Source organism: Gordonia sp. L191 (genome assembly GCF_030077625.1).
Classification (GTDB): domain Bacteria; phylum Actinomycetota; class Actinomycetes; order Mycobacteriales; family Mycobacteriaceae; genus Gordonia; species Gordonia polyisoprenivorans_A.
This window is the reverse complement of the sequence record NZ_CP125996.1, coordinates 3,029,011-3,049,237: the sequence shown is the minus strand read 5'-3', so window position 1 is coordinate 3,049,237 and position 20,227 is coordinate 3,029,011. Positions and strand designations below refer to the sequence as shown.

The window sequence follows — 20,227 nt, the reverse complement described above, 5'->3', positions numbered from 1 at the left end:
GGGCGACCATGTCTCTCTTCGCCGACATTTCGGAGTTCCAGAACGTCGTGAACGACTCGTACCCGTACCAGATCCTCTCGATTCGCTCGAACGATGGCACATACCGCGACGGACACTTCGCCGCCAACTATCGCTGGATGTGCAACGCGCTCAACAGTGGTCGTCTCGCGTGCGGAATCGTCTACGCCTACTGGCGCACGAACTGGCAGGACACCGTCAACACGATGCAGTCGATGATCGACTCCTGCGGCGGCCTGCATCCCAAGGTCATCCTGATGATCGACCTCGAGCGCGGCGGCAACCCGGCCGGCGACGAGACCGGCGCTGTTGACGCGACGATCGACGCCATGGCCGCCTACGCCGGAAATCTCAAGCGGGTCATCGTCTATGCCAACTCCGGTGACTTCCACGAGATGTGGGCCGAGTACTCGACCCGGCTCCCGCAGATCGGCGGCCTGATCGCGGCCGGGTACGGCGCCAATCCTGGCCTGCCGTACCAGATCGCCCACCAGTACACCGACGGAAGCGGTTACGGCGGTGGACTTCCCGAAGGCGCGGCGCCATTCGGGAACTGCGACATGAATTCTGCGGACAACCTCACTCCCGATCAGTTTGCCGCAGTCTGCGGCATCGGACCTGCCAACCCTGGCGGCATGACCGATGCCGAGTACGCCCAATTCGCCACCTACATGGGGCAACTCGGCCTGTCGTGACCACCGAGAGTGCTGCGGCCGAATGGCTCGCGCAGCAACGGCGCCGCACCGACGCCACCGAGCACGTCGAACGGCTGCTCGCCAACAACGCCCAACTGAGACTCCTGAAAGGAATCCCGATGTCCGATCCCGTCGCCAACGCCTCCCAATTGGGAGACGCACAGAGCACGTGGGGCAAGACCCCGCGCCAGCTCGCCGCCCAGTACAACCCCGACCAGTCCGACTGGGGCCGCGTCTCGATCGAGCGCGCCGCGCTCCTCGCGGGCAACACGCAGTTGTCGTGGAGCCCCTACGCCAACGGCAACACCACCAAGTTCGACGTCGAAGCTCTGATCCGGGCGACCGACGCCCGCTCGGATGCCATGTACGTCGAGGCCGGGGCCGCATTCGGCGACCCCGATTCCATCTCTCGCCTCACCACCGCCGCCGCCGCGGGAAACGCGCGCGCGATCGCGTGCTGCAAGCACCTCGGCCTCGCCTACGGGAGCGCATCGTGAAGTACAACAAGGCAATCTGGTCCGGAGCGCTGTCCGTCGCGTCCGGCCTCGTGTTCATCTTGACCGTCGCACAGCCGTACCTTCCGACGAAGGTTGGTGTGCCGATCGGCCTCGTCCTGCTGGTTGCGATCCCCGTCGTCACCTACCTGGTGCCGAACTTCGACCGCATCAAGGCCGACGCGGAGAAGGTGCTGAAAGACGCCAAGACCGGCAACGTCACCGCAGTGGTGCACGACGGCGCCCTGTTCGTGCGTGAGGACCTGGAGCCCGCACTCACCGCCGGCACGGTGTACCGGCAGAAGGTCGGTAGCGAAGGCCCGACCGCGATCCTCTCCGGCGCGAGTGGCCTGATCAGCGAAGTCGAGCGCTATGCGCCAGCGCTCGGGAAAACCGTCCCTGCCGTCACCGAGGTGACCGCCGAGATCCCGAAGGTCGAGCAGGCCGTGCACGCGGCGCAGGCGGGTCTCGCGGGTATCGCGAAGCTCACGGACACCCCCATCGCCAACGAGGCGTTGGCAGCCGCATCGGAGGCCAGCGCTGTCGCAGCCAAGGTCACCCCGATCGCCAACGTGGCCGTCGCCGACGCCGAGAAGGTGATGTCCGCACTACCGGTGGCCGACCTCCGCAAGGCGCTCGGGTTGTGACGGCTCAGGCGAAGCGACTCGCACACGAGTCGGCCCGGTGGCTTTCCGTGCTCCTCCTCGGATTGGCGGCTGTGCTGATCCTGGGCGGTCAGCAGCGAGTCTCGGGCCCGTCATACAAGTTCGTCCACGACCTCGGCGGCTCCGACGTGTGGGGACTGCTGTTCTTCGTCGGGGCGTTCGCGGTAGCAGTTGCCAGCCTGAAGTGGCCGAAAGCGCTGAAATGGGCGCTACGCCTCGCCGCGGTGAGTTTCCTCCTCTTCGCCCTCGCCGGGATCGGCGCGGCCATTGCCTCGCCGATTGCCGGCCTCACCGGGATCGTGGTGTATCTCTGGCTGGCCTGCTGGGTCGTGTGGGTCGCAGCCGGGGTAGACGATGGGCGCTGACGAGCCCGCACCCCTTGTGCGGGTCGGCGTCCGGGGCGCTGCCCCGTTCGAGAAGGCCGTCTTCTGGGCGGGAGTGCTGCTGGGCCTGATCAGCCTGTGCACCGAGGTGGATGTGTCCAACGCGCTCGCCGCGTCGTGGCCGCAGTACTTCCGCATGGGCAACGACGTCTTCTATGCCATCTACGGGATCGGCGGCCTCATCGGCGTGGTGGCGACGTGGCGTACCTCGGACTGTCCCACGATCTCTCGTCGGCGTGCGACTTCCGAGGCGTGGGCGCTGTTCGTGTGCGCGATGGCTCAACTGGCCTACTCTGCTGCGGCATTCGATGCCGGACACGGCGGTATCCACGGCGGTGTGGTTGGGGCACTCCTGGCCGCCGCCTGTGCAATTCGTATCCGGCAGATCCGGTCTGATCTGAAAAAACTACGGCAGGTGAGAGACGGTGACGGGTGATCACGCAGGTAATCGCGATCTTCACAGCACTCTCCGGCGCGGGCCTGCTGTCGTGGATCGCGACGTTGATCAAGCAATGGATGGACCGCGGGCATCGACGAGTCCATGACGAGTCGATCGTGGCCGCCACCACCCGCAACCTCATCGAGCCGGTCCAACAAGAGTCAGAGCGTCGTCTACAACGAATCGTCTTCTTGAAGAGGGTGATTCGGCGGATGGACGACCACCTCGACGACTGTCGGGATGCGGCACGCGCTGCGGGAATCACGCTCCCGTCGATGGACGACGAACTTCGCAGCCAGGTCGACGAGATCGGAGAATGACAATGCAGATCACCAAGGTAATCCGCTGCCGTGGGATCGGCGAAGACCCCACCGGCCACGACACAATGCTCGAGGGGGTCACCGATCTCATCCCCGGGATCGAGACAGTCGAGCTGCCATGGTCGGCCCAGTACGGCCCAGTGGGACGTGCGGGCCTCACCGGCGACGACTACCTCCACGCCCTCCAGCAAGGCGTGGCCCTGGCGCTCGCCGAACTCGATCGAGGACCGGCCGTCCTCTTCGGATACTCCGGTGGCGCCCAGCTCGCCCACATGACCGCAGCGCACGGCCACCCCAACCTGCAGGGCGTGGGATTCATCGCCGACCCCGCCATGCCGAAGGGGGTCGGCCCCAACTACGGCGTGACCGGCGCGGACCCGGAGCCCATCACCGTGCCCAAGCATTGGGTGTGGAACCCGCTCGACATCATCTGCCAGTGTCCGACCGACAGCCCCATCCGCGACATCGCCGACGTCTCGGTGTCGTTCTCCGCGCAGAACTTCCCCGGCTGGACGTGGAACATGCTCGATGACCTCCGATTCGGCCGGTGGCAAGTGATGGGGAAGTACCTGTTCATCAGCCCTGTCGATCAGTGGAAGCGGTGGAGTGCGGCGATCGCCGGTGCCACCGGGTACCTCAACGGCACCGAGCATGTGGCGGCTTATCGTGGTGCACGCCAACGGGAGCTGGCCGACTGGGTGAAGTCGCTGTGAAGTATCTGCCTCCCGAACGGGCGTGGGCGCTGATCGCGGCGTTCGTGGTCGCCTACGACCTCGCATGCCATCGCGGGCAGACGCTCTCCGAGGAGGCCGACCGATGGACGAGGGCACACCCCGTACTCGCGCGGGCCGGAATCCTCGCCGTCGCACTACATGTCGCCAATGTCGTCCCTGATCGGCTCGATCCGCTGCATCGGATTGCCGCGATGCTCCCGAAGACAGACTGCGCGGTCTAGTTCCATGGAACATATTGCGCGGCAACAGAATTGGATGCTAGACTGTCGTCACAACTTCAGAGAGACCGATGGACTCAGCGGAACGAGCGTACATGAGGGGTAGCGGGACGACCTGCAGGAAGTGACCCGGCTCAGGATGACATGAGGGTAACGACCCGATCCACGCCTTAAATGCAGCGAAGGTCAGAGCGCCCCACCTCAATCGAGGTGGGGCGCTCTTTTTGGTTCTCCCTACTCGATCTCCTCATCGAGATTGCCCCCTTCGTCGTAGTAGAAGACCTGCTGGTCCCTGTGTGGATCCACCGGCAGCGCTGGGGCAAGGTCGATTCGAGTGGAGAGGATTCCACGATCTGCGAGGATCTTCCTCGCCGCATCGATCCGCTCAGTCTCCGTGAAGTGCCTCGGAACAATAACCGAGTCGCTGGATTTGTCGTATGGCATGATTGCTCCCAATCGTGTTCAGGGAGAACGTCTCCCCGCCTAAGAACGATAAAGGACACACTCCACAAAACTCGGCCCAGCGCCTCGCAGGAGGAAGAATTGTGTTAGTCCGGCTCCCGGCCATCGCCCAACACCGCGGCGATCCTCTCCATCAGTTGTCCATGAGTTGCTTATGTCGCACTGCCCTGTAAGCGTTCCTTCGGGCTCTCCAACTGGGCGGTACGGTCCGTGGGAAACGCCCGAATTGATACGTCGCCTCAGTCATGGCGTCGATTATGACGCCATTGCGCCCTCCGTGGAAAACTCGTTGTTTAGGATTTGTCGGAGTCTGCGGAACCGATGAGCAGGATGAGGAACGATTCAGTTATACCCGACGTGACGAGCCAGACACATAGCCAGCCAGCAAGTGCTATCTGACCAAGCACCCACGAGGCGGTCAGTACACCGAAAACTGATCCTGAGATTACGAGGCTCAAAACGGCCTGCGCTGTGTTCCACCTTCGGCGATCGGGGAGCCATTCAACCAAGTTGGCAATCGCCGTCAAGACCACCTGACCGATTACTAGCGCCAGGCCGATCGTGGCGACGATCGCCACACCTATTCGCCAAGGGTGCCCTGGGATGATTGCGATGAGACTGACGAACATCGGTGCTGCCAGCTCCGCGAGTGTGAACGCTACCGCGTATACGCTGAGTCGATTCTGCGTCCAGACCCTGTGCCTGGTCTGCATCGCCACAAACGTCAACGCGAAGATGGCAGCAGTTGCCCCCGCGACCACTGAGAAAAAGGACACCCACTCCTGCTCCATCCGCTGATTGTCACTTACGGAAGTCCATGACGCGAATGAAAGCAGCCGTCCCCGGTCCACACGGATCGGGGGCGGTGCGCGCTTCAGCTCGGGAACCACACCTGGTGCCCACAGATACGACATAGCCGGACGTGACTCCATCGTCGCCTCTGGCTGTATGAAGACTCGACCACGATTGTCGGGGTATGCCCGCATTCTGGACACGGATCATCGGACTCATACTCGGCGGGCCGCACCAACTCAACGGTATGCAACCTATAGACACGCCCTCATTCAACCGGACGACCCGACAGTGACCCCGAGAACTATCCCGGGGCCACCATGCGCCCACCCCTCGTGGACGCCCCACCGCAGTCTTCACGACATCATCCGACGATGTCACTGTTTCCAGGGACCACCTCACCGCGAGCGGATTTCGGTATGCCGGTAATGTGCGGATCGGCGGATGCTTCCCGCGCGACCTCCCCCGGTAACAACGCCGGGACATCCGCTGGGCGGAGTGAACGCCGACCCGCCCCCTCGACCCTCCACCTCCCCGGAGCTGTGTCGAGGGGGCACCCGCGCCGCATAAGACTGTTGCCCCCGGTACGGTTTCAACCTGGCGGCGCGTGGACGAGCCGCCGCGCTCCCTCCGCTTCCTGAAACACCCAACCCCGGGGCAGCGGAGGGAGCACCCACAGACTCCGGTGATACGCTCCGCGCAGCCCACCCCCGCACTACAGCCGCCCCCGGTCCACACGGATCGGGGGCGGCTGTCGGCGTTGGGTAGGTGTCTACCTGTTGTGGAAGTCCTTGTCCCCCAACACCGCCTTAACTGAGGTCAGACAGCCGTGTAGTTGTCTTCGTATCCAGGTCGCGCACGTCCCACTTCTTGTCGGGAGACAGTGTCTCGCAAACCTGCGCCATGGCCACATTGTGACTGATCAATCCGATGCTAATCGAACCCTCACCACCCCCGTGGCCATCGGCGGACATGGTGAGCACTGACAAGCTAATGTCCTTCCCGTCGCCGAAAAACAGCACAGGGATGGCGACTACCCCCGAACTACTCTCCGCAAGCGCTGGGACGGCGAGCGTGTGGACCTCACCGAAGAGTGTGTCATGTTCACATGGAACGATCGGAGACTGAGCGGTCCATCCTGTTGCGGCGGCAAAAGCTTCTCTGAAGTCTTCGTCACGTAGGCGCAGAGTAAACAGCCGCGCAGTTACGATTCGCAACTGCTTCTTTAGCTTGTCGATCTGATCGCTCATTCTCCGTCCTTCCACCTGACGAGTCGGTCCTCCCACTCGTCGGCCATGTCGAAGTAGCAGGCGTCGTAACAGCCACAGATCATGTCCTCAGCCTGCTCCAGGCTATCCGCATCATGTAACGCGCAGATCACGTCCCTCTGTTGTGGCCTGCCTGAACGATAGAACTGATGCTTGTGAACCTCACTGTGACAAGTGTCTACCCGGGCGATGTCTGCAGACTCGCCGCCCGGGTTATCTGGATGATCGCAGGTTATGTACTGGTTCAGCGCAAAGTCGACAACCCTGCCGCGATGATGCCACTCCCGCTGATGGAGTCGGTCCCCCGCAACGGACAGATATATTGGGCCGTCGACAACCAGCACAGCATCGGCGCGTCGCCGATAATCTAAGCGCAGAGGCTGGCTCGTCATGTCAGCCAGGTTGCGTCGCTTCTTACCCGGGTTCGGAGCCATGAGCGAAATAGTAGGGCACCCCATAGTGTGGTCGCTGGACAACCGCCGAGACTTGTAACTCGCTCATTCGGGGGAACCGAGCAGGGCCGCGTACCCCCACCGCAAGCGCCTCGAACTCGGGGTCCGGCAGCGCCCACGCTGACGGATCGGTCTCGAGCATCCCGGCCTGCTCGGTGGCCTGGCGACGCTTCATCAGCGTGCGGATGGCGTGGGCGGCGGCGGAGAGGAGGGCGCGGTCAGTCACCTGTCCCGTAGCGCTCGATCATGTGGGCCGTGACCGACGGCGCGGTGATGCTCCCGCCCATCGTGGTGTCGTAGGTCGTCGACCCGTCCACCTCCACCCACATCTGCACGAGGTCATCCTCGACGATCTCGTTGAACCGGCCCGGGTCACCCTCGGTCACAACCGTGTTGATGTCGTAGTCGTACTGCTCCACCTGCTCGCCGTTGGTGTTGATGCGGATGGTCGACTGGCCTGTGCCCGAATCCGCCTGCACCACACGGCCGTACACGACATACAGTTCACCGACATGGCTGTCCGGGTTCTTCGCGATGATCTGCCATTCGCGAGACGACACCGTCATGTAGTTCGTGCGATCTGCGAGCCTCGTCTGCCGCGCCTGACTCGCCTGCGCTGCGCGGGACTCGGATGCGTCAGCCTGTTGCCGAGCCTGAAACGATTCCACAGCCGTCGGGGTGGGTGTGGTGGCCGGGCTCGATGACGACGACTTGCTGGTGGACGCAGCGAGTGCGGCGGCCCCGATGACGACGATGATCGCCAGCACTACGCCGCCGGCGATGAGCCAGCCGTAGCCGCGCTTCTTCGGCGGAGGCATCGGCACCTGCTCTGTCTGATCGGTCCACTGGCGGCCGTCGTGGTACCGGATGATGCTGTGGTTGTTCGGGTCCGGATACCAGCCGGGAGTCGTGTCGGGCATGGATGGATCGTAATGGGCGAATCGGACGCTACGATTTGCACTTGTCGAAATGGTCCACGAAGATCTGACGCGGTGGCATTATGGGAGGCCCCAGGCCAGTCGACGGTGCGCCAACACCAATCGAGGCCGACCTGGGGCCAATACAGCGGAGATCAGACCGGTTGGACTCTTACGCAGTCGATGCGTGAGGGTTCACCGGGCTCCGGAAGGCGCCTTCCCCGTTCCGACCGATGCAGGGCGGGAACGTGCGCCCAGCTTCGTGGAAGGAGACGACGCCGTGTTGATCGACATAGTCCCCATCGGACGGGACGCGCTGGCCGGTTTTCCACTGATCATTCGGGCCCTTCGGGCCGTGGCGTGTAGCCATGGATAACTCCTTACGAGTCATTGATTTGGCGTCACGACGTCGTCGCGACGCAGAGACGGGATCTGGTCCACTCACTTGCGCAGAGTGCGGCGGTGAGTGGTTTGAACTCGACGGGAGGTCCGCGGGCCTGGCCGGTCCAAACGGTGCCGTGACTCTGTCGGTAGATGGGCGAGTAACAGGCCGATGCGGCACGCCACGTTGTGTCGATTGTGGCGCTCTCGCAGTCGTCTGATCCCGCCTCGCGGTCAGCCGATCCCGATGGGGAGGGCATGACGTGATGGGAATCGCATTTGGGGGGCTCCTAATTCTCTCGAGTCTCGGGTATACGGGCTTCGCGAGGATTAGATTACCCTGCCGACTGCGGAAAAGCGCATACCGGCAAAATTTGTGAATCACATACATGAAACTCGCAGGTCACGACGCTTCGAGAATCGCGAAACGCCGCGTGTTGCGGTACCGCCGGGCGTGTCGTGTTTCGCGCCTGAACGGCGGCTCGGGAGCGTGAGACTGTAGACGAAGATGCAGGTAGATGCCAGTGCGCCTGTGGATAGAGGTGTGTACAACCTGTGGACGAAACGCCTCCAAAATGTTGTCCGATCCGCCCCTAGATTGACTTTCCCTGTCAAGGGGGGCACGATTACTACAGCATTTGAGGTGTGGGAACGGGCTTCGCAACTTGGTTCTAGCACTCGGAAGCGACCCGAACCGCAGTTGTCGGTTCGGGTCGTTTTTTTGTTGTGTCGCAGTACATCTCAAGGTTTGGTCTGCACTTGTTTGGGGTAGATGTAGTACTTCCAGCTGAAGGACGGACCCGGAATCTTACATGCGGGCAACGACGAGACGTGACACCGCAGTGCCTCCCACATGGGCTGTGGATGAGTTGGTGCGTCGGCGTGTCGGAGCTATCCTCCGCAGTGTGTCGTTCGAGTGCGGTGATCGCGTCCACGTGCTTGGCACGGACCGCTGGGGCAAGGTTGCCGGCGAGCTCGCGCCACTCATCGCCGTCGACCTCGACGACGGGGATCGGGGAGTGTTTGCGGCCGAGGAACTGGAGCACCTGGACTGACGCCCAATCACCCACGATTTATCCACGACAAATACTCGGAATGATGCGCCTCAGTAGAGAACGGACGTAGGCGCGGAGTCTCTCACCAGCACAGATGGGAACCAGAGAGACTGTCAGGACTCAGGAATGTGCCCGTATCAGTTCAGCGGGTTCGGGGTTCGAGTCCCTGATGGCGCACAGTCGAGAAAGCCCCCTCCGGGTACACCGGAGGGGGTTTTCTCATCGTGGGGCTCGGACGGCCGCACAGTGCCAGTGGGCCAATGGGTTTCAGCGGGCGACCATCTGACATCCCTCACCGACGCGCGTTGGCGTACGGCAGGCGCCCGAAATGTTCGGCGAACGCCAGGATCATGGAGCTCTCGGTGACCGCGGCGTCGGCGTCCGGGGTCTCCCTCCACGCCACGAGTAGGTCCGCGTGGTCTGCGAGCTGCCATATGCGACGGCCACCGGAGTGGGCGACGGGTTCCCCGGCTCCGTAGCGGCGGTACTCGTCCAAACGGCGACGCAGGCCCCGGCGTCCGCTCTTGCCGACATTGGCTTTGCCGATATAGAGCACACGGCTCTCGGGCACCCAGCGGTCCTGTAGGGCGTCGACGAGTTCGGTGGGATCGCGGCCCTTCCAGTGACCTGCCGGTGAGACGTCGAGGAACTCCGGCGGTTTTTCGGTACCCCTCACCACGACGTAGACGCCCGGGCCGCGGGGCACATCCGTGGTTGGCAAGTCCGCGAACCGCACCCAGCCCGAGAACCGGGAGAAGTCGATCTGGGGCGGAAGGTCGCCGCCGTCCGGTCGATTGCTCATCTCTGCAGTGAATCACTGCAGAGTCCGTTGGAGCTTGTGTATCGGCCACGGCCGGCTTTGCGACACTCTTAACCAGCGGGTTAAGAGTTCGAGTCCTGATGGCACGGCATGGTTCCCGTGACTGGTATTGACCAGTCACGGGGGCCTTTTCGTGGCTCGGGTCAGGTGTTCGAGCCGGGGCGACGCGTATCGAAGCGGTCACGGTCTCGCGGGTTGAACTTGGCAATCGCGACACCGAGCGCAACGATGTCTGCATGAGCGACAACCCCTCGACCGTGGTGCCCGACGACAAGCGCCAGGGTGGACTCCCGTCGTGGGCGGTCAAAACCATCGCCATCGCCGTGGTCCTCGTGCTGGCGGTCATCGCGTACTTCATCCTGGCGGCGTTCCTGCCACGCTGGTGGTCGCAGAAGATCGGTTCCGCGGTGGGTCAGAGCATCACCACCGGCAGCTTCTACGGCATCGCGTTCGGGGTGGTGTGCACGCTCGTCTCACTCCTGTTGCTGGCGCTCGCCTGGCGCGCCCGGCGCTGGGGTCAGACCCGGTACTGGGCGCTGGCCTTCGTCGTGCTCGCCGTCGTCGCGTCGATACCGAATCTGCTCACCCTGACCGTCGTCGCCGGCGGCGGCAGCGGGGCGCACGCCGGTGAGCGCATCCTCGACGTCGAGGCCCCGGGATTCCGCGGGGGCACCCTGGTCGGCGTGATCATCGCCGCGGTGATCTTCGCCGTCGGCCTGTTCCTGTGGATTCGGCTCCGTCGCCGGCGCCGCGCGGCCTCCACCACCGCTGTAACCTCGACCCAGCCGCCCGCCTGATCCACCACCGGCGGTGCGTGGCCTCCAGGCGGGGTCAGCGCGTGTCATTCGGTGGGGCGGGCTCGTAAGGCGCGACAACTCGGTCATATCCGAGATCTCGTACACTTGGTGCAGAATTCGCCGACGCCCTGATGGGTGGGTCGGCATCGGCGTCAGGTGGGAGTGAGATGGGGAACGGTCGGACTCGGCTGCGGTCATCGTTGATGATCGGTGGGCTTCTGGTGGCGGTCATCGCGCTGGTGACCTCGTGCTCTCAGAAGCCGCAATACTCCAACGCGGTCGGCAGTTCGGTGCTCTACGACGATCTCCTCAAGCCGGGGGTCGAGATCACCGAGTGGAACGAGCAGACGCTCGCCGACAACGCCGTCGGAATCCAGCCGGGCGCACCGATTCGGGTGCGGGCGAGCGAGGGTGCGCTGACCGGTGTCCGCATCGGCAAGGCGGACGGCTCCACCGTGCGGGGGACGCTGTCGGAGGACGGCACGGAATGGGTCAGCGGAGAACCGCTGGGCTACAACCGGACCTACACGCTGACCGCCGATGCAGCCGGCGTCGGCGGCTCCACGACCAAAGAGGTCTCGTTCACCACGCGGGCGCCCAGCAACCTCACGCAGGCCTATCTGACGCCCAACAACGGGGAGACCGTGGGTGTCGGCCAACCCGTGGCCGTGAAGTTCGACGAGGCGATCACCAACCGCCGCGCAGCGCAGAACGCGATCCGGATCACCACGAATCCGCCGGTGCAGGGCGCCTTCTACTGGATCAGCGACACCGAGGTGCGCTGGCGTCCGGCCGAGTACTGGAAGCCCGGCACCACCGTGGACGTCGCGGTGAACACCTACGGCATCGACCTCGGCGGCGGACTGTTCGGTCAGGAGAATCTCAAGTCCTCCTTCAAGATCGGCCGGTCGATGATCATCACGGCCGACGACAACACCAAGCAGGTCACCTTCGCGCAGGACGGCAAGGTCGTCCGCAGCATGCCGACGTCGATGGGTAAGGAATCCACCCCCACCGACAACGGCGTGTACCTCGTCTCGGACAAGCACGACAACATCATCATGGACTCGTCGACCTACGGTGTGCCCGTCGGCTCGGCCGACGGCTATCGGACGCCGGTGGACTACGCGACCCGAATGTCCTACAGTGGCATCTTCTTCCACTCCGCTCCCTGGTCGGTGTGGGCCCAGGGCAACACCAACACCAGCCATGGCTGCCTGAACCTGAGCCCGGACAACGCCCTGTGGGTCATGAACAACACGCTGCGCGGTGATCCGGTCATTGTGAAGAACACCGTCGGCGGCACGCTGTCGGGCACCGACGGACTCGGGGACTGGAACATCCCGTGGGCGGTGTGGTCGAAGGGCAATGCCTGAGGCGGCGCCCCGAAACGACATTGCCATTGGTGATTGTTACGCTCATCTCTGACACGATTTCGACGACGATGGGATTCCACCACCATGGGCGAACGCTCTTCCTGGGAAAACGACGACCTGAGCGCCTTGCGTGACCTTGCCCGCAGCTTCTGCGAGAAGGAGGTCAAGCCCAATATCGACAAGTTCATCGACCAGCATCACGTCGACCGTGACCTCTGGAACAAGGCCGGCGAACTCGGTCTGCTGTGCATGTCGATTCCGGAGGAGTACGGAGGCGGCGGGGGTACCTTCGCCCATGAAGCGGTACTCATCGAGGAGCAGGCGCGCATCGCCGACTCCTCGTGGGGCGTCAGCCTGCACAACGGCATCGTCGCCCACTACCTGCTCCAGTACGGGTCGGAGGAGCAGAAGCAGACGTGGCTGCCCAAGATGGCCAGCGGTGAAGTCGTCGGGGCCATCGCCATGACCGAACCCGGCACCGGGTCCGACCTGCAGAACGTCAAGACCAAGGCGATCGCGCAGGGCGACGAGTACGTCATCGACGGGTCGAAGACCTTCATCACCAACGGCGCCCAGGCCGATCTGATCATCGTCGTGGCCAAGACCGACGCGAGCGAGGGCGCCAAAGGCATCTCCCTGATCCTCGTCGAGGCCGACCGTGAGGGATTCCGCCGCGGACGCGTGCTCGACAAGGTGGGGCAGCGCGGCCAGGACACCTCGGAACTGTTCTTCGACGGTGTGCGGGTGCCCACGAGCAACCTTCTCGGTAGCGAGGAGGGGCAGGGTTTCATCCAGCTCATGCAGCAGCTGCCGCAGGAACGTCTCATCATCGCCGTCGCGTCGGTCGCCGGGATGGAGACCGCACTGCGGCACACGCTGGCCTACACGAAGGAACGAACGGCGTTCGGGCGCCCCATCTTCGGTTTCCAGAACACGAAGTTCAAGCTCGCCGAGGTGGCGACCGAGTCGCGGATCGCACGCGTCTTCGTCGACGACTGCATCACCAAACACATCGACGGCAAGCTCGACATCCCGACCGTGGCGATGGCCAAATGGTGGACCAGCGACCGTGCCATGGTCGTCGCCGACGAATGTCTGCAGTTGTTCGGCGGCTACGGCTACATGAACGAGTACCCCATCGCCCGGATGTGGGCCGATCAGCGCGTCCAGAAGATCTACGCCGGAACCAACGAGATCATGAAGGAGATCATCGCGCGGACGCTCTGACGCGCGACCTGTGGCCGGCGAGAGGTGTGGTGGCGGGGTTCACAGCACGCCGCCGATGTCCCCGGCGCTCAGCATGGCGACCAGGATCGGGACGACGTGGGTGGCAGCGACGCCGTATTCGTTCCGTCCGGCTTTCACCACCAGTGACGCCGCGGTGAGGATCTTCAGGTGATGATAAAGCTGCCCTGAGGTCCCGAAGTCCCCGGCTGCCTGGAGTTCGGCCACCGATGCATTGCGGCGCAACAGGATTCGGAGGATCTCCAGGCGGCTGGGGTGCCCCATCGCCGCAAAGACATCCGCGATGGTGGCGGCGGGAAGATCCAGGATCGCGGCCGCGTCGTAGCCGATCCGCCACCGGACCGGACCCGCGAGGTCGACGCTGCCCTGGTAGGTGACCGTGTTCTCGTGCGGGGTCTGCTCGGAGGTCGGCGGGCTTCCGTCCGGCGCGATCGTTGCGCTGGTCCCCGTCGTCGGGTCGGTGCCGCCGACCTCCGGGCCGCGACGTTCGTCGTTCCCGACGAGGGCTTCGAGGCGTTCGACGCGGTCGGTCAGCGCCTGCACCACGGATTGGAGGTCGTCGCTCACACCACGCACCGTAGCGCGGCGGAGATCGCAGGATCGGTCAGGGCGCCGAGGAGCAGGCGCTGGTGGGTGAACTGGTCACGGTCCTGTGCGTCGCGAGACATGTTGCGTACCATCATCGTTCCGACCGCGATCCGGCCGTCGGGGGCGTGATACTCGAAGACCTCGGTGAGCACTCCCGGCAGGCTGCCGCCCTTGAAGCCCAGGATCGACCCGTCCGGTTGGCGGCCCTGGAATTCGAGCACACCGCGGGCGAGCGCCGACCCCGGTCCGAAGCTGCCGTCGGCGATCGCCGACATCAGAGAGGTCAGGGACGACGCCGTTGCGGTGATCGACGACGCAGTCCGTGTGGTGTCGGACTGGTCGACAGATGCCAGCCGTGCCCAATACGACGCGGCGACTGCCGGGTCGTCGTGGAACCGCTGTGCGGCCCGGTCCTGGTCGGCCGGGGTCCGCAGTGCGGGGTCGACGACGCCGAGGTACAGGCCGAGCAGGCTGGGAACGGGCCCGGAGATCCCGTAGCGATCCATCACCGACCGCAGTGCGTCGTCGCCGAGGTGTGTGCGTAACAGGTCCGGTGCCGCGGAGTCGGAGAAGCGGATCATCACGTCGGCGAGTTGGGCATAGCTCACCCGTCGGCCGGGATCGAGGGCGATTCCGTTGTCGGTCTGCGGGATTCCCAGATGGCGCAACGCCTCTCGGTGTGCGCCACCGTCGAGGGGAAAGTACCACCGCTGCCACTGCCCGACGTCGACGGTGTCCTGCGGGTTCACGCGATCTGCCTCGACCGCGGCGGCGTAGGCGGCGAGATGGACGATCTTGATCGCCGAGGCGGTCGGGAACCGGGTGCCGGAGTTGAGCGCGATCCGCTCGCCGGTGAGGGTCCGCAGGTCCAGGGCGACATCGGTGCGGTGCTCGGCGATGTAGCCGAGCCAGCCGGGAATGGTGGAGGTATCCGACGCGGCGGTGCTCGTGCATTGGGTGAGCGGAGCGTCGGCGTGCGCGAGCGGTCGATCGGTGGCGGCCGTCAGTTCGGTGAGTAGAACCGTGACGATCGTGACGACGGTGATGATGATCGCGCTCTTCATGACACTCCCTCGACGACATTACGTAAGTACGATATTACGTGATTACGGAGTGTCGGGGAAGTGCTGTGGATCAGGACCTTACTTGCGGTCCTTGATCAGCTCCTTGACCTCGTCGGGGCTGATGTTCTTCGCGACGAGTTTGCCGTTCTTGACCTTTCGCACCGAGTAGAGGTCCTTCTTCTTACCGGGGGCGACACTGAGGCCGACCTTCTTGGCCGCCTTGTTCAAGTCCTCGAGCATGCGCCGCAGATTAGGGCATGAAAGTGAACAACAACGAATCGGCGTTGGTCGGCTCGGAGTGCCCAGAGCGGTCGGTGCCGTGAGGGCGGTTCGTGAGACGCCGTCGTCACCTCCCCTCCAGGTGACGACGGCGTCGTTGTTCTTCGCGAACAACGGTCGTCAGTGCAGAGCCTCGGTGCTGAACTGACTGTCAGGCACAGTACCGCACCATAGTGATATCGCAAACTGGTTCATCAAAGCCGTGTAGTGCGAAGAGTGGAAATGCCGTTCAGGCACGTCACGCACTGGCGGCAAAGGTAGTTGTTTCGTGCTTAGCAATGAACTGAGTGTCACCTAAGGGGTCTGCGCGTTGGTCCGCATCCGTCCACATCAATGTCGGAAAATGATAGATGTATTCACATGAAGTGCTGCGTGAGACTCCTGACACCGCTGCCGTGCGTCGGGGCGTCCCGGTGAGCGACTCTGCCGGGCGACTGCGGCGGGCCAACAGTCTCGGGCGAATGATGGTCGGCCACACCGTGCGAACCACGACGACACGTGCCACGGCGCCGCTGCGGAGCGCCGACGCGAATGTGCGCAGGCGTGACGACGCCATTCTGTCGCTCGCCGACGATCTGGTGCGAGTACTCGGCCCGATGAAGGGTGCCGCGCTCAAGATCGGACAGATCATCGCGATGTTCGATTTCGGCCTGTCCAACCGGACGACGCGCGACGAGTTCGCGGCCCGTCTGGCGCCGCTGTTCGACGGGGTGGTGCCGATGGAGTGGTCGGCCATCAAGAAGGTGCTCGCCCGCGAGCTCGGCCGCGGTCTGCGCCGACTGGATATCGACCCCGAACCGCTCGCGGCCGCCTCACTCGGCCAGGTCCATTTCGCGATGCTCGACGGCACGATGCCGGTCGTGGTGAAGGTGCAGTACCCCGGGATCGATTCTGCGGTGCGCGCCGACCTCAAGAACCTCAAGCTCTTCGCAAAGGTGGGCGGCCCGGTGATGCCGGGTCTGAATCTCGACGCGATCATCGACGCGATCGCCGTCGAGGTCGCGCGTGAGTGCGACTACATCGCCGAGGCCGGTAACCAGGCGAGGGCGTGGTCTCTGTGTGTCGATCATCCGTGCTGGAAGGTGCCGCGCGTGTTCCCCGAGATGAGTACGGCGCGGGTGATGGTGAGTGAGTTCTTCGATGGTGTGCAATTCGCCGACATCGTCTCCGGGGATCGCGACCGTGCGGAGCACGCGGCAGAAGCGATCTACCGCTTCTACGGAGGTGGGGTCTACGAGAGAGGGGAGTTCTGCGCCGACCCGCACCCGGGAAACGTGCTCGGTCTGCCCGACGGCCGGCTGGGTTTCATCGACTTCGGGCTCTACGTTCGGATGTCGGCGGAGTCGCTCGCCGACCAGACACGAGTACTACGCGCGCTCATCGAGGGGCGATACCATGATGCGTACCGCGACTGTCGGGACCTGGGTATGGCCACTGCCGGATCGGTCGGTGAGGCGGACATCGTCTCGATGATGAGCGACATCGGATTTTGGTTTCTGACGGAGGATCAGGTGACGATCACGAAAGACGTTGCGCGCCGCGCCGTCACGTCGTTGTTCGTCCCGGGTTCCGCGCATCTGAGCACCACTCGCCATACCGCGTTGCCCACCGACCACATCTTCTCGCGCCGCACCGACCTGGCCGTCTGCGGACTTCTCGGACAGCTCAACGCGACCAATCGCTGGGGTGCGATCATCCGGGAGTGGATCGAAGGGCGTCCGCCCGCAACCGAGATGGGGGCCGAGATCCAGCGGTGGCGTCAGGGTTGATGACGGCACAGACGAAGGCGGACAAGACTCGTCGGGATTCACGGCCCGCGCGAGAGCGCATTTCTGCGGCCGCATTCGACATCCTGTGCGAGGACGGGTACGACGCGGCGAGCGTCTCGGCGATAGCGCGCCGTGCCGGCATCAGTACCGGTGCCGTGTACCAGCACTTCGCCGACAAACAGGAGATCTTCGATACCGCTTTCGACGAGGCGGTGGTCACCCTCATGTCGGCGATCGACCCGGACTCGCTCGCACAGCTCCCCGAGGATCGCGCACAGACGGTGGATCTGGTGCAGATCATCGTCCAGCGTGGGTTCGAACTCGTCGACACGCAGTCGCGTGTCCTGAAGTTCATTGTTTCCCAATGTAGTTCGAACGATGTCGAGATCCGGCACCGCATCCTCGGACTCGAGGCGATGGCGGTCGACAGGATCGGCGACGGCATCCGCCGAGCCGTCGAACACGGGTGGATCGTCGCCGACCCGAATTCCGTCGACCTCGTCGCCCGAACCCTGCTGGTCGTGTTGGTGGCCATGGTGACCGCCTCGCCACTCTCGGCGCCGACCCCGAACCGCACCACCCGGGATGCGTTTGCCGCGACCTGCGACGCCGTGCTGCGTCGAGGCTTGATCCCCGATTTCGGTGAACCCGAAATCGAGTCGCTCGACAAGGCTTTGGCGGAGCTCACGAGCGAACAACGCCGCGTGGACCTGGCCGTGTACCACCCGCACGACCGACGGTCACGCCTGCTCGACGCGGCACTCGAACTGTACGCCGTGCAGGGTTACCGACGGGTCCGCCCTGCCCATGTCGCCGCCACCGCGGGACTGGGCTACGGCACCTTCTACAACTACTTCGATAATCGCCGGGAATGCCTGCAGCAGGTACTTGATCGCGAACTGTTGATCATCGGGGGACTGGTCGCCATGGTGACGCCGATTCCCTCGTCCCACGCGGGTATGGTCGCCGACCTCACCGGACTGGTCGCGCGGGTGGCGATGTACGCCGAGGAGCGGGGCGCACGACTCGCGAGCGTCATCCTCGACACCTCCGGGATCGATTCGGCTGCACTGCAGTTCATCACCGGGGCGTTCGCCCGTCTCGCGCAGACTCTCGCCGACTACCTCTTTCGTTGCCGCAATGCCGGATTACTGGACGGCCGGGTCGATCCGGAAGCCGCCGGCGCGCTGGTGATGGCCGCGCTGATCGCGGTCTGTCTGCACTATGTGCAGGAGAGCCCACAGGTGCCCTCGGTCAAGATGGTCACCGACACCATCGTGCGGACCATCGGCTGCGGGGCCGAGCACACGTTCTGAACCTGCCGATCAGCTGCGGGCCGGGTCGAGTCCGAGCCCGCGCGCCAGCGTGGAGATGGCGAACGAGACGGCAGTGTCCCAGTCGACCGCGACGAATTCTGCTCTGGCGGTGGCATAGTGATTGGCCAGCCCACTGACCGACGCCCACAGCAGGGTCATCGCTCGATCGTAATCGCCGGTATAGCCGAACCGGGTGAGCGTATCGTGCAGGGCCCGCAGGATGCGGGCGATGGCCGCACGGAGGTCGTCGACGAGTGCTGCGGGAACCTGGGCGTCGTCGTTCATCACGTTCTGCGCGTCGAACTCGCGGCCGAAGGCGAGGAATCCGGTGCGGTAGGCGGCGGCGAAGTGGGTGAACGCCTCGACGAATCCCGTTGACTGCCGCAGCTGTTCGTCGAGGTCGTCCATCATCGCCGCAAGGTGGCGGGTATGCAGCGCGACGAAGAGGCTCTCTTTGTTGGGGTAGTACCGGTAGACGGCACCGAGGGATATCCCGGCACCCTTGGCCACCTCACGCATGCGTAATGCGGAGTATCCGCCGCCGTCCAACAGGCGACGACCGGCGGTGAGAATGTCGGCGCGGCGTTGGTCACGATCGCCCCAGCGCGTCGGAGACGGAGGACGCGGGGTAGCCGGCGAGGAGGAGTGTGCGGACGTGTTGGTGGCGCTGGGTGCGGGTGCAGACGCCGTCTCAATCACGACGTCCATTGTGCCCTGCCTTCACGGTGCGAAAACGACGAGAGCCGGAGTTGGCGCGCAACTCCGGCTCTCGTATCGGGGTGGATGACGGGACTCGAACCCGCGACAGCCAGGATCACAACCTGGTGCTCTACCAACTGAACTACATCCACCATCGGCATCGGGAACCAGAGATCGCTCGCCGGGTTCCAGAGCCAGGGTCATACTCTAGCGAATCGACGGCGCCGAGACCAATCGCTTTCTCACCTGGGCATTCGGGTGGGTCGCAGTCAGGCGGGGCCGAGATCGGCGACGATCTGGTGGAGTCGATCGGTGTCGGGGCCGGGGGCCGCGACGAAGGCTGCGGCTCGGTAATACGCGAGTTCGCGGATCGACTCACGGATGTCTGCCAGGGCGCGGTGGGCGAGGCCCTTCTCCGGTTGGCCGAAGTAGATCTTCGGGTACCAGCGACGGCACAGTTCCTTGATCGAGCTGACGTCGACCATCCGGTAGTGCAGAAAGCTGTCCAGGTCGGGCATGTCACGGGCAATGAACCCGCGGTCGGTGGCGATCGAGTTGCCGGCGAGGGGGACCGCACCGGATGCGGAGATCTGGGTCCGCAGGTAATCGAGCACCAGCTTCTCGGCTTCGGCCAGCGTGACGGTGGAGCGCCGGACCTCCTCGGTGAGGCCCGACACGGCGTGCATCTTCCGCACCACCTCGGGCATCGCGGCGAGAGCGTCGTCGTCGGCATGAATCACGACGTCGACGCCGTCGCCGAGGATGTTGAGGTCACCGTCGGTGACCAGCGCCGCGATCTCGATCAACTTGTCCGATCCGAGTTCGAGTCCGGTCATTTCGCAATCGATCCACACCAATTTGTCCTGCACCCGTCAACCTTAGCCAACCGCAGATGCCGACCACCCGGAACCGAGGCGACTATCGTGATCGGTGCATTTGTGATGGTCTGCGGCCCCGGCTCTCACCGGAGCGTCGGAGAAC

26 protein-coding genes and 1 tRNA gene are annotated in these 20,227 nt (G+C 64.2%); 14 read left to right on the top strand and 13 right to left on the bottom strand.

Annotated features, from left to right (window positions below):
* Window positions 1–8 precede the first annotated feature (8 nt).
* From QNM97_RS13680 to QNM97_RS13645, 8 genes are read left to right on the top strand one after another with little or no spacing between them, the layout of a single operon-like run.
* Window positions 9–713, top strand: a complete 705-nt coding sequence (locus QNM97_RS13680; RefSeq protein ID WP_283818998.1) for a glycoside hydrolase family 25 domain-containing protein — start codon at window positions 9–11, stop codon at window positions 711–713.
* Window positions 710–1,210: a hypothetical protein gene (locus tag QNM97_RS13675; protein ID WP_283818997.1), complete on the top strand. Its 501-nt coding sequence runs from the start codon at window positions 710–712 to the stop codon at window positions 1,208–1,210. Before QNM97_RS13680 ends, QNM97_RS13675 begins: the two co-directional genes overlap by 4 nt.
* Window positions 1,207–1,854: a hypothetical protein gene (locus QNM97_RS13670; protein WP_283818996.1), complete on the top strand. Its 648-nt coding sequence runs from the start codon at window positions 1,207–1,209 to the stop codon at window positions 1,852–1,854. Before QNM97_RS13675 ends, QNM97_RS13670 begins: the two co-directional genes overlap by 4 nt.
* A complete protein-coding gene (locus QNM97_RS13665; RefSeq protein WP_283818995.1) occupies window positions 1,851–2,237 on the top strand; it encodes a hypothetical protein in 387 nt (128 codons plus the stop codon). The genes QNM97_RS13670 and QNM97_RS13665 overlap by 4 nt, the downstream gene beginning before the upstream one ends.
* Window positions 2,227–2,691: a hypothetical protein gene (locus QNM97_RS13660; protein WP_283818994.1), complete on the top strand. Its 465-nt coding sequence runs from the start codon at window positions 2,227–2,229 to the stop codon at window positions 2,689–2,691. The genes QNM97_RS13665 and QNM97_RS13660 overlap by 11 nt, the downstream gene beginning before the upstream one ends.
* Entirely contained in the window at window positions 2,688–3,014 is a 327-nt protein-coding gene (locus QNM97_RS13655) for a hypothetical protein (protein WP_283818993.1), read from the top strand. Before QNM97_RS13660 ends, QNM97_RS13655 begins: the two co-directional genes overlap by 4 nt.
* On the top strand, window positions 3,011–3,727 hold the full coding sequence (locus QNM97_RS13650) for a hypothetical protein (RefSeq protein ID WP_283818992.1): 717 nt from the start codon (window positions 3,011–3,013) through the stop codon (window positions 3,725–3,727). Before QNM97_RS13655 ends, QNM97_RS13650 begins: the two co-directional genes overlap by 4 nt.
* On the top strand, window positions 3,724–3,969 hold the full coding sequence (locus tag QNM97_RS13645) for a DUF7427 family protein (RefSeq protein WP_283818991.1): 246 nt from the start codon (window positions 3,724–3,726) through the stop codon (window positions 3,967–3,969). Before QNM97_RS13650 ends, QNM97_RS13645 begins: the two co-directional genes overlap by 4 nt.
* 231 nt (window positions 3,970–4,200) lie before the next feature.
* Here the strand turns inward: QNM97_RS13645 and QNM97_RS13640 are convergent, their stop codons facing one another.
* From QNM97_RS13640 to QNM97_RS13615, 6 genes are all read right to left on the bottom strand, one after another.
* Window positions 4,201–4,410 (bottom strand): hypothetical protein, encoded by a 210-nt coding sequence (locus QNM97_RS13640; RefSeq protein WP_283818990.1) that lies wholly within the window; start codon window positions 4,408–4,410, stop codon window positions 4,201–4,203.
* A gap of 311 nt (window positions 4,411–4,721) precedes the next feature.
* Window positions 4,722–5,219 (bottom strand): hypothetical protein, encoded by a 498-nt coding sequence (locus tag QNM97_RS13635; protein WP_283818988.1) that lies wholly within the window; start codon window positions 5,217–5,219, stop codon window positions 4,722–4,724.
* 810 nt (window positions 5,220–6,029) lie between these two features.
* Window positions 6,030–6,470 (bottom strand): hypothetical protein, encoded by a 441-nt coding sequence (locus tag QNM97_RS13630; RefSeq protein WP_283818987.1) that lies wholly within the window; start codon window positions 6,468–6,470, stop codon window positions 6,030–6,032.
* Entirely contained in the window at window positions 6,467–6,922 is a 456-nt protein-coding gene (locus QNM97_RS13625; RefSeq protein WP_283818986.1) for a hypothetical protein, read from the bottom strand. Before QNM97_RS13625 ends, QNM97_RS13630 begins: the two co-directional genes overlap by 4 nt.
* Window positions 6,903–7,166, bottom strand: coding sequence for a hypothetical protein (locus QNM97_RS13620; protein ID WP_283818985.1), 264 nt, complete (start codon window positions 7,164–7,166; stop codon window positions 6,903–6,905). Before QNM97_RS13620 ends, QNM97_RS13625 begins: the two co-directional genes overlap by 20 nt.
* Window positions 7,159–7,860 (bottom strand): DUF2510 domain-containing protein, encoded by a 702-nt coding sequence (locus tag QNM97_RS13615; RefSeq protein ID WP_283818984.1) that lies wholly within the window; start codon window positions 7,858–7,860, stop codon window positions 7,159–7,161. The genes QNM97_RS13620 and QNM97_RS13615 overlap by 8 nt, the downstream gene beginning before the upstream one ends.
* Before the next feature lie 1,283 nt (window positions 7,861–9,143).
* Between QNM97_RS13615 and QNM97_RS13610 the strand changes: the two genes are divergently transcribed.
* Window positions 9,144–9,293 carry a hypothetical protein gene (locus tag QNM97_RS13610; RefSeq protein ID WP_283818983.1) on the top strand — a complete coding sequence of 50 codons (150 nt, stop codon included), beginning with the start codon at window positions 9,144–9,146 and terminating at the stop codon, window positions 9,291–9,293.
* 292 nt (window positions 9,294–9,585) lie between these two features.
* Here the strand turns inward: QNM97_RS13610 and QNM97_RS13605 are convergent, their stop codons facing one another.
* Window positions 9,586–10,095 carry a hypothetical protein gene (locus tag QNM97_RS13605; protein WP_208795867.1) on the bottom strand — a complete coding sequence of 170 codons (510 nt, stop codon included), beginning with the start codon at window positions 10,093–10,095 and terminating at the stop codon, window positions 9,586–9,588.
* 254 nt (window positions 10,096–10,349) lie between these two features.
* Between QNM97_RS13605 and QNM97_RS13600 the strand changes: the two genes are divergently transcribed.
* From QNM97_RS13600 to QNM97_RS13590, 3 genes are all read left to right on the top strand, one after another.
* Complete coding sequence (locus QNM97_RS13600) at window positions 10,350–10,910, top strand: permease (protein WP_283818982.1); 561 nt, start codon at window positions 10,350–10,352, stop codon at window positions 10,908–10,910.
* A gap of 167 nt (window positions 10,911–11,077) precedes the next feature.
* Complete coding sequence (locus tag QNM97_RS13595) at window positions 11,078–12,286, top strand: L,D-transpeptidase (RefSeq protein WP_283818981.1); 1,209 nt, start codon at window positions 11,078–11,080, stop codon at window positions 12,284–12,286.
* A gap of 84 nt (window positions 12,287–12,370) precedes the next feature.
* Window positions 12,371–13,513 carry an acyl-CoA dehydrogenase family protein gene (locus QNM97_RS13590; protein ID WP_208795870.1) on the top strand — a complete coding sequence of 381 codons (1,143 nt, stop codon included), beginning with the start codon at window positions 12,371–12,373 and terminating at the stop codon, window positions 13,511–13,513.
* Window positions 13,514–13,552: 39 nt separating this feature from the next.
* On the opposite strand, the gene QNM97_RS13585 is transcribed toward QNM97_RS13590, so the two are convergent.
* The 3 genes from QNM97_RS13585 to QNM97_RS13575 form a co-directional block, all read right to left on the bottom strand.
* Window positions 13,553–14,098 carry an ArsR/SmtB family transcription factor gene (locus tag QNM97_RS13585; protein ID WP_283818980.1) on the bottom strand — a complete coding sequence of 182 codons (546 nt, stop codon included), beginning with the start codon at window positions 14,096–14,098 and terminating at the stop codon, window positions 13,553–13,555.
* Entirely contained in the window at window positions 14,095–15,183 is a 1,089-nt protein-coding gene (locus tag QNM97_RS13580) for a serine hydrolase (protein WP_283818979.1), read from the bottom strand. Before QNM97_RS13580 ends, QNM97_RS13585 begins: the two co-directional genes overlap by 4 nt.
* Window positions 15,184–15,261: 78 nt before the next feature.
* Window positions 15,262–15,423 (bottom strand): hypothetical protein, encoded by a 162-nt coding sequence (locus QNM97_RS13575; RefSeq protein WP_208795873.1) that lies wholly within the window; start codon window positions 15,421–15,423, stop codon window positions 15,262–15,264.
* A 389-nt stretch (window positions 15,424–15,812) separates the two neighbouring features.
* Between QNM97_RS13575 and QNM97_RS13570 the strand changes: the two genes are divergently transcribed.
* Entirely contained in the window at window positions 15,813–17,231 is a 1,419-nt protein-coding gene (locus tag QNM97_RS13570) for an ABC1 kinase family protein (RefSeq protein WP_283818978.1), read from the top strand.
* Window positions 17,231–18,547: a TetR/AcrR family transcriptional regulator gene (locus QNM97_RS13565; RefSeq protein WP_283818977.1), complete on the top strand. Its 1,317-nt coding sequence runs from the start codon at window positions 17,231–17,233 to the stop codon at window positions 18,545–18,547. Before QNM97_RS13570 ends, QNM97_RS13565 begins: the two co-directional genes overlap by 1 nt.
* A 9-nt stretch (window positions 18,548–18,556) precedes the next feature.
* Here the strand turns inward: QNM97_RS13565 and QNM97_RS13560 are convergent, their stop codons facing one another.
* The 3 genes from QNM97_RS13560 to orn form a co-directional block, all read right to left on the bottom strand.
* On the bottom strand, window positions 18,557–19,255 hold the full coding sequence (locus QNM97_RS13560) for a TetR/AcrR family transcriptional regulator (RefSeq protein WP_283818976.1): 699 nt from the start codon (window positions 19,253–19,255) through the stop codon (window positions 18,557–18,559).
* A 70-nt stretch (window positions 19,256–19,325) separates the two neighbouring features.
* Window positions 19,326–19,398, bottom strand: a tRNA-His gene (locus tag QNM97_RS13555).
* 117 nt (window positions 19,399–19,515) lie between these two features.
* A complete protein-coding gene (gene orn / locus QNM97_RS13550) occupies window positions 19,516–20,115 on the bottom strand; it encodes an oligoribonuclease (protein ID WP_283818975.1) in 600 nt (199 codons plus the stop codon).
* Window positions 20,116–20,227 lie beyond the last annotated feature (112 nt).

Coding starts and splice junctions, on each gene's coding strand:
- QNM97_RS13630 (WP_283818987.1), bottom strand. CDS start 6,470: ATGAGCGATCAGATCGACAAGCTAAAGAAGCAGTTGCGAATCGTAACT.
- QNM97_RS13595 (WP_283818981.1), top strand. CDS start 11,078: ATGGGGAACGGTCGGACTCGGCTGCGGTCATCGTTGATGATCGGTGGG.
- QNM97_RS13625 (WP_283818986.1), bottom strand. CDS start 6,922: ATGGCTCCGAACCCGGGTAAGAAGCGACGCAACCTGGCTGACATGACG.
- QNM97_RS13580 (WP_283818979.1), bottom strand. CDS start 15,183: ATGAAGAGCGCGATCATCATCACCGTCGTCACGATCGTCACGGTTCTA.
- QNM97_RS13570 (WP_283818978.1), top strand. CDS start 15,813: ATGTATTCACATGAAGTGCTGCGTGAGACTCCTGACACCGCTGCCGTG.
- QNM97_RS13680 (WP_283818998.1), top strand. CDS start 9: ATGTCTCTCTTCGCCGACATTTCGGAGTTCCAGAACGTCGTGAACGAC.
- QNM97_RS13640 (WP_283818990.1), bottom strand. CDS start 4,410: ATGCCATACGACAAATCCAGCGACTCGGTTATTGTTCCGAGGCACTTC.
- QNM97_RS13615 (WP_283818984.1), bottom strand. CDS start 7,860: ATGCCCGACACGACTCCCGGCTGGTATCCGGACCCGAACAACCACAGC.
- QNM97_RS13575 (WP_208795873.1), bottom strand. CDS start 15,423: ATGCTCGAGGACTTGAACAAGGCGGCCAAGAAGGTCGGCCTCAGTGTC.
- QNM97_RS13635 (WP_283818988.1), bottom strand. CDS start 5,219: ATGGAGCAGGAGTGGGTGTCCTTTTTCTCAGTGGTCGCGGGGGCAACT.
- QNM97_RS13605 (WP_208795867.1), bottom strand. CDS start 10,095: ATGAGCAATCGACCGGACGGCGGCGACCTTCCGCCCCAGATCGACTTC.
- QNM97_RS13590 (WP_208795870.1), top strand. CDS start 12,371: ATGGGCGAACGCTCTTCCTGGGAAAACGACGACCTGAGCGCCTTGCGT.
- QNM97_RS13565 (WP_283818977.1), top strand. CDS start 17,231: ATGACGGCACAGACGAAGGCGGACAAGACTCGTCGGGATTCACGGCCC.
- QNM97_RS13650 (WP_283818992.1), top strand. CDS start 3,011: ATGACAATGCAGATCACCAAGGTAATCCGCTGCCGTGGGATCGGCGAA.
- QNM97_RS13660 (WP_283818994.1), top strand. CDS start 2,227: ATGGGCGCTGACGAGCCCGCACCCCTTGTGCGGGTCGGCGTCCGGGGC.
- QNM97_RS13560 (WP_283818976.1), bottom strand. CDS start 19,255: ATGGACGTCGTGATTGAGACGGCGTCTGCACCCGCACCCAGCGCCACC.
- QNM97_RS13600 (WP_283818982.1), top strand. CDS start 10,350: ATGAGCGACAACCCCTCGACCGTGGTGCCCGACGACAAGCGCCAGGGT.